The organism is Rufibacter roseolus, assembly GCF_017916365.1.
Taxonomy (GTDB): Bacteria; Bacteroidota; Bacteroidia; order Cytophagales; family Hymenobacteraceae; genus Nibribacter; species Nibribacter roseolus.
The window spans coordinates 1-7,329 of the sequence record NZ_JAFMSU010000005.1 but is presented as its reverse complement, the minus strand read 5'-3'; the positions used below and the strand labels follow the sequence as shown (position 1 = coordinate 7,329).

The following is a 7,329-nucleotide window of genomic DNA, read 5'->3' as shown; positions in this document are numbered from 1 at the left end:
CGGTCACACGCGGGAGAGTAGGTAGCCGCCAACCCCCTTTTTTAGAACCCCGTTCTGCTACTGCAGGATGGGGCTTCTGCGTTTACAGGGGATCACAGGGGATGGAGGGGGCTTTTACTCTGTAAACCTTGTTATTATCCTTCTGTAGGCTACCTATCTACTATTGATTATAACAGGAGGGGTTTATTAGAAAAAGTAGCCTAAGCTCTGTATATTATAATAAAGACCAAGAAAGGCCTGTTCTTCCAATTGGAAGAGCAGGCCTTTTTATTGATCACAGTTTTAAGCAAGTTGGCCTTGAACACTTTCAACTTTACTGCCTAAATGGAAATCAGCATAATCTTCTTCGGCCATATACCAGATCTTACTCGTTATTAGTTCTAAAAGCAATTATGTACCTTCACATATAAACAGCTTTTAGTAGATGCTTCCTCTCATATCCGGATCAGCCATTGCTGCCACCTTATTGATTCTTATCCATTTCTTCGGGTTAAGGCTGAGGCAAAAGCTTGATTTCTCCCACATTCAGTTTTTGACCGCACTTATCTCCAAAACGCAGTCTGTCCGCCGGATCAATAATTATCTGCTTCTTCTCTTAAGATTGTTTTTTGTGGCATCCGCTTTAGGTGCGTTTTTGTTGTTTCTGTTCCAAACCAAAAACAATAGTGCGGTCTCGCCAGATAAAGTATCAGTGGTGATGGATACTTCCTGGAGCATGCAAAGTGCCTCATTGGAGAAAGAGCGCAGCAAAGCTGAAATCGCCTTTGACGCAGCCAGTGACATTCTCAAAGGAGCCAGCAATAATTCAAAGAACCCTGAAAAGAGGAATTCGGGAGCCGATACGGTGAATACACCGGAGGGGCAAACAACCTTTACTTCCCCCCAAGGCTTGGTAGATGAACTGGGAATTACCAGTAGATCTACTACCTCTTACCTGCTCTCAGATTTCCAGAAATCCACTTATTCACCTGAGTTCTTGAAGAGCTTGCCCAAAGAGCAATCCATTACTTTGGTATCACTGGCCAACGATGTGGTCTCGAATATTTACATAGATTCTGTCTGGCTGGAGCAGCCTATTCTTTTACCCAATGCCCTGGCAGGTATCTCCGTGAGGTTGGCTAGTAGCTTACTCAAAGAGAGTAGTCAGATAAAGGTGAGCGCTTCTGAAGGAGATAAGCTTTTGGGCGCTACCCAGGTGCTCCTTGATCCTGCGCAGAAAGCCATCGCTCATTTCAGGATTCAATTGAACAGCAATGCAGAAAAGCAGATCACTTTCAGTGTAGAGGATCCGGCTACTTCTTTTGACAACCAATATTTCATTATTCTGCCTAAACCTTCCTCGGTGCACATCAAGGTGTCCAGAACTCAAGGGGGCAATGATCCCATTGTCCAGGCTTATAAATCGGAACCTGCTTTTAACTTCTCCCAAAGTTCTGCTGGGAACCCGGGTTTATGGATTATTGACATACCTGCCAATGGAGGAACATCAGCGTTGGCCACTAGCATTAAATCCTGGGTAAACGGTGGAGGTTCTGTTCTGCTTATCCCCGATGGCCAGGCGCAGCAATCTACAGTGAGCTTCCTGGCTAGCTTGGGTTTGCAGGGCGTGAGTGAAGAAAGCAAGGAGACGGGTGCCAAGCCTCTGAAGCAGCCCGATATGTCTGATGCATTTTTCCGGCAGATTTTTGAAAAAGAGGTCAAAAACATGAAGATGCCCGAGGCCAAGCCGGTGCTTAGGTGGCAGAGCTCATTCCACACCATTCTTAAGTTCACGGATAATGCCCCTTTCCTGAGTACCTTCAGGGTAGGGAACGGAAACGTACATTTGTTTGCCGCCCCCATCACTATGGCTTCTTCCATTGTGGCGCATCCGTTGTTTGTTCCGGTGCTGTACCAGCTGGCGCTTTCTACCAACGCCTCCAGGATTGTGTTGTCTCACCAGCCCAACAATGGCAACATCACTGTTCCCCTAGAGCAGGAGCTGGCCTCCAAACAACCTTATGCCTTGAGCATAGGTGGGCAGACCTTCATCCCCGATCAGCGGGTGCGGCAGAACCAATTGTTTCTGACGTTGCCCAAAGACTTGGGCCGTCCTGGTTTCTACAGCGTTTTACGGGATGGGAAAACCATTTCAAGCATTGCGTTGAATATTCCCCGGGCCGAGTCTAAACTGGAGGCTTATACAGTGGATGAACTGAAGGAGATCCTCGCGGACCATGGAGGCAGCATTCAGGTATTAGAACCGAAAGAGCGGGTATCCTTGCAAAAACAGCTGCAAAAGGAAACTGGTGGCCCATCCCTTTGGAAATATTGCCTAATATTGTGTTTTCTGTGTCTCGTGGTAGAGGCAATCATCTTAAGCACCAAGAAAAGTGGATCTGTTATTTAAAGCGGTTACCATAGTTGATTCAACATCATCGTTTGACGGGCAGGTAGTAGACCTGTTGCTGGAGGACGGAAAGATAAAACAAATAGCTTCTTCAATTGAGGCCGATGAGGTGCAAACCATCTCGGCCCAGGGTCTGCACTGCTCTATCGGGTGGTTTGACCTGATCGCTTTTTCCGGGGAGCCCGGCTATGAGCACCGCGAGACCTTACAGAATTTCATGCAAGCCGCAGCCTACGGCGGATTCACCGAGGTAGCCTGCCAGCCTAACCTCAACCCCGTGACACAGACCCGCGCGTCTGTGGATTACTTGAAGAACATCTCCGCTTCCGGCTTTGTACGGTTACATCCTTTAGCTGCGGTGACGCATGACCTGGACGGGAAAGACCTTTCCGAGATTCTGGACCTGCAAGCCGCGGGTGCCATTGCTTTTACAGATGGTTCTGATGCGCTGCAGGCCGAGGACACCGTTCTCAAAGCCTTTGAGTATCTGAAGCTTTTCGGGGGAGTTTTAATAAATCAGCCTCAAAACAGAAAGATCGCCAACGGCGGACAGATGCACGAGGGAACGGCCAGTACCCGCCTGGGCCTGAAAGGCATTCCGGCCATCGCCGAAGAGGTGCAGATTTCCCGTGATTTACAGTTGCTGCAGTACACCGGTGGCCGTCTTCATCTTACCCAGTTGTCTACCGCCGCGGGCGTGAATGCCGTGAGAGCCGCCAAAAAACAGGGCCTGAACGTAACCTGCGATATTGCCGCCCACCAGTGCGCCTTCACCGATGAAATGATCCTGCCCTTTGATACCAATTACAAAGTGACACCTCCGTTCAGAAGCGAGGAAGACCGCAAGGCCCTGCTGGAAGGTCTGCAGGACGGTACCATTGACACTATCGTGTCTGCCCATACGCCTTGGAACGAGGAAGCGAAGGAGCTGGAATTTGACTTAGCCGATGCCGGCATTATTGGTCTGCAGACTGCTTACGCCGTTGCAAACGAGACCTTGGCCTCTCACCTTTCCTGGAGAGAAGTGATCCAGAAACTATCTATAGGTTCAAGGGAGATTGTAGGCTTACCTGTTCCTGGCCTGTCCGAGGGCGCCGCTGCCAACCTTACTTTCTTCAGCCCAGACAAAACCTGGGTTTTTGAGGAACAACTGAATGCCTCGGCGGCGAAGAACAGTCCGTTCTTAGGGCGTGAATTGAAGGGCTGCGTGTTTGGCACCTACATGAATGGGCAATTCACCAAGAACCCGGCTTACCAGAATTAGAGAGAAGACAAGACCAATGTTTGACAGAGCTGTTGTTAATACCGCCATCAGGTATGGCGTTACCGGGGCAATTGTAAGTTTTATCTACATCCTTATTCTGGCCTTAGCTGGATTTGAGAACCCGTATGATAATACCAGCGAGTACTCTTCTACGCTAATCTTTGTTCCTGTTTTCACTTTCCTGGCTATCAAGTACTTTAGGAAATTCCATGACACAGAATTGGGTTTTGGGAAGGCTTTCAAAGTGGGTTTGATGACCGTATTTTTCTTGGCCTTTACCACGGCGCTGCTCCTGTGCATCTACTCGGTTTTCGCGGGTCAGGAAATGATACAGGAATATGTTATATTGAGTCAGAAAAGGATGGAGTTGACCAAAAAGGAGTTGACTCAGGTGATGGGGGAAGCAAATTACAAGAACGCCTATCAGAACTTAAACCATTTGAATCCTTACATCTTGGCGCAGATCAGCTTTGTGAACCGCATGGTGGCAGGTTTCTTTATAAGTATCGTTTTAGGCGTGTTTTTCAGAAAATAACCTAAAACCCATAATCATGAACGAACAAGCAATCATGCAAGAGTCAACTGTTACTCCAACTTCTGTGGGTGTAAGATATGGTTTGATAATAGGGCTAGTATACGTGTTCTTTCAAGTCATTACTTACATTACTTATACAAGTACTAATTGGAAAGTAGGCCTGATTGGCTTTGTGATTCTAATTGTGGGAATAGTGTTTGCCTATAAATACTTCAAAGCAAACAACAATGGTTTTATGAAATATAGCCAAGGTCTTGGCATAGGTACTTTGGCTGGTTTAGTTGCAGGTATCTTAACAGCAATTGTTTCATATTTTTACATTGAGTTTATTGACCCATCTGTTCTGGAAAATATGAAACAGGCCCAAATTGAGATGATGGAAGGATTTAACCTGCCTGAAGAGCAAATGGACAAGTTTATAGAGGATCTAGAAAATAAAACGACAGCTTTAAGGCAAGCAATAAACCAAATTATTGGGTTGCCAATTATAGCCTTCATTTTATCCCTTATCATTGCGGCTATCATGAAGAGAAGCCAACCGGAGTTTGAGTAAAATTTTCATGCAGAACAGCGTAGATATTTCGGTGGTAATACCACTTCTTAACGAGGCAGAGTCACTGCCAGAGCTTACCCAATGGATAAACCGTGTAATGGTATTGCACGGTTTTCTTTATGAGGTTATTTTAATTGACGATGGTAGTACCGATGATTCCTGGAAAGTGATTCAGGAACTGTCGCAGCATGATCCCAATCTTAAGGGCATCAGGTTCAACCGCAACTACGGTAAATCGGCGGCCCTCAATGTGGGCTTCGCAGAAACTCAGGGCCGCGTGGTGATCACCATGGATGCTGACCTTCAGGACAGCCCGGATGAGATCCCTGATCTCTACAAGATGATTGTGGAAAATGGGTTTGACCTGGTCTCCGGCTGGAAGAAGAAGCGCTTTGACCCCTTGAGCAAAACCCTGCCCACCAAACTCTTCAATGCCGCTACCCGCAAGATTTCCAAAATCAAACTGCATGACTTTAACTGTGGCCTGAAAGCCTATGATGCGCGCGTGGTGAAAAGCATTGAAGTATACGGCGAGATGCACCGCTACATACCCGTTATTGCCAAGTGGAACGGCTTCGGGAAAATTGGCGAGAAGGTAGTGCAGCACCGCGAGCGGAAATACGGCACCACCAAGTTCGGGCTGGAGCGTTTTGTCTACGGTTTCCTTGATTTGATGTCCATCACCTTTGTATCGCGGTTCAAGAAACGCCCCATGCACTTCTTCGGGAGCTTGGGTACGCTTTCCTTCCTCATCGGTTTCCTGATTACCTCATGGTTAGTCATTGAGAAGGTGTACTACTCTTTCCAGAACATGCCAGTAAGAGACGTGACCGACCAACCCCTGTTCTTCCTGGCCTTGGTAGCCGTGATAGTAGGGGTGCAGTTGTTCCTGGCCGGTTTCCTGGCCGAGATGATTTCCCTGGCCGGAAGACGCAAAGATGAATACCTGATCCGCGACAACATCGGGTTCTAGTCTATGGCCTATATCGTTCTTGTAGGTCCGGCTTACCCCTTCAGGGGAGGGATTGCGGCCTCCGGTGAAAGCCTGGCCCGCACCTGGCAGCAGATGGGGCATCAGGTGGAAATCTATACCTTCACTACCCAGTACCCTTCTGTTCTATTTCCGGGCAAGTCTCAGTACGAAGACGGACCCGCTCCCAAAGATCTGACCATCCACCAGGAGCTGAGTTCTATCAATCCCCTCACCTGGGTCAGTCTTGGTTATAAAATAAGGAAGAAGAAACCAGACCTGGTGCTGTTCAGGTATTGGCTACCGTTTATGGCCCCTAGTTTAGGCACCGTGGCTAAAATCATCAAGGGCAACAAGCACACCAAAGTTGTAGCCCTTACTGATAATATAGTTCCCCACGAGAAGCGCCCCGGGGATAAAGCATTAACACAATACTTTGTTGATGCCTGTGATGCCTTTGTCACAATGTCTTCTACCGTGACTGAGGAGCTGAAGCATTTCAACAAAAGCAAACCGGTGGTAAGTCAGCCCCATCCCATCTATGACACTTACGGGGCAAAGTTATCCAGGGAGGCTGCGCTAAAGGAGCTTAACCTGCCGGAAGGAAAATACCTGCTGTTCTTCGGTTTCATCAGACACTACAAAGGTCTGGATCTGTTGTTGCAAGCCATGCAAGACCAGAGACTAAAGGAAAGAGGCATAAAGCTGATAATAGCTGGAGAGTATTATGAGTCACCGGAAACTTACCAGCAGATAATAGACGAGGGGAGTTTACAGCAAAGCGTCATCCAGGCGACCGAGTATATTCCCCATGAGAAAGTAAAAGCCTACTTCTCCATCGCGGATCTGGTTGTGCAACCCTACAGACATGCCTCCCAAAGCGGAGTGACCCAAATTGCCTACCACTTTGAAGTACCTATGATTGTCACTAAAGTAGGAGGGCTGGTGGAAATGATCCCGGATCAGAAAGTAGGCTATGTGGTTGATGTCAACCCATCAGCTATCGCCGATGCCATAGATAAGTTTTACCAAGAGCAGAAGTCTTTAGAGATGAAGGAGAACATTCGGGAGGAAAAGAAGAAGTATACCTGGGAAGCATTGGCTACCGCTATAACTGAGGTAGTAGGGTTGTAAGTAGGGCAAACATCTTTTATCCTTATTATAGTAAAAGGAGCCGCTAAACAGAAGAGGCAAGGTAATCAACACCTTGCCTCTTCTGTTATAAGGACCTGGGGATTGAGGCCTAAAATGCCATAGCTGGAAAAGATCAACAGTTAAGTAATAAAACTTTCTCCCTCGGGAACTTCCAGGTACCTCATGGCGGTTCTTGCCTAGGGTCCAACCGGGACCCATCCCGCAGAAAGGCAAAGCTGGAAAAAAACTTCCTTCCCGGAACCCTCTAGTCCTTCACTATGGTTACGCCTCAGGCTCCGGCAGGGAACGGCAAAAAGGGACCTTCTCCAGAAGAAAGCCCTTGGAAGCTGAAAGAGTTTTGCTACCTTTGCAGCCCGCCCGGCAGGGGAGGGACGCAGAACTTAGGGTAGACGCAAAAGGAAAGAAAAAGTTTTCCGCATCTATTGCGGATTAGAAACTTCTCCTTACCTTTGCACTCCCTTCC

Annotated in this window: 6 protein-coding genes; all 6 read left to right on the top strand. The window is 47.7% G+C overall.

What is annotated here, in order from left to right; translation table 11 throughout:
• Positions 1 to 424: 424 nt before the first annotated feature.
• Genes J3P35_RS21880 through J3P35_RS21855 form a run of 6 tightly spaced genes read left to right on the top strand, consistent with a single transcriptional unit; the run spans position 425 to position 6,845 of the window.
• Positions 425 to 2,389 (top strand): BatA domain-containing protein, encoded by a 1,965-nt coding sequence (locus J3P35_RS21880; protein ID WP_210466884.1) that lies wholly within the window; start codon positions 425 to 427, stop codon positions 2,387 to 2,389.
• The gene (locus tag J3P35_RS21875) at positions 2,373 to 3,653 is read left to right on the top strand and encodes a dihydroorotase (RefSeq protein WP_210466883.1); all 1,281 of its coding nucleotides are present in this window, start codon (positions 2,373 to 2,375) and stop codon (positions 3,651 to 3,653) included. Before J3P35_RS21880 ends, J3P35_RS21875 begins: the two co-directional genes overlap by 17 nt.
• Positions 3,654 to 3,669: 16 nt before the next feature.
• Positions 3,670 to 4,188, top strand: a complete 519-nt coding sequence (locus tag J3P35_RS21870) for a DUF4199 domain-containing protein (RefSeq protein WP_210466882.1) — start codon at positions 3,670 to 3,672, stop codon at positions 4,186 to 4,188.
• 16 nt (positions 4,189 to 4,204) lie between these two features.
• On the top strand, positions 4,205 to 4,741 hold the full coding sequence (locus J3P35_RS21865) for a DUF4199 domain-containing protein (RefSeq protein ID WP_210466881.1): 537 nt from the start codon (positions 4,205 to 4,207) through the stop codon (positions 4,739 to 4,741).
• A 7-nt stretch (positions 4,742 to 4,748) separates the two neighbouring features.
• A complete protein-coding gene (locus tag J3P35_RS21860; RefSeq protein ID WP_210466885.1) occupies positions 4,749 to 5,714 on the top strand; it encodes a glycosyltransferase family 2 protein in 966 nt (321 codons plus the stop codon).
• 3 nt (positions 5,715 to 5,717) lie between these two features.
• On the top strand, positions 5,718 to 6,845 hold the full coding sequence (locus J3P35_RS21855) for a glycosyltransferase (protein WP_210466880.1): 1,128 nt from the start codon (positions 5,718 to 5,720) through the stop codon (positions 6,843 to 6,845).
• Positions 6,846 to 7,329: the final 484 nt, after the last annotated feature.

Bases quoted from the DNA above. Each gene is read 5' to 3' on its own strand.
- J3P35_RS21860 (WP_210466885.1), top strand. From the start codon at position 4,749: ATGCAGAACAGCGTAGATATTTCGGTGGTAATACCACTTCTTAACGAG.
- J3P35_RS21870 (WP_210466882.1), top strand. From the start codon at position 3,670: ATGTTTGACAGAGCTGTTGTTAATACCGCCATCAGGTATGGCGTTACC.
- J3P35_RS21865 (WP_210466881.1), top strand. From the start codon at position 4,205: ATGAACGAACAAGCAATCATGCAAGAGTCAACTGTTACTCCAACTTCT.
- J3P35_RS21855 (WP_210466880.1), top strand. From the start codon at position 5,718: ATGGCCTATATCGTTCTTGTAGGTCCGGCTTACCCCTTCAGGGGAGGG.
- J3P35_RS21880 (WP_210466884.1), top strand. From the start codon at position 425: ATGCTTCCTCTCATATCCGGATCAGCCATTGCTGCCACCTTATTGATT.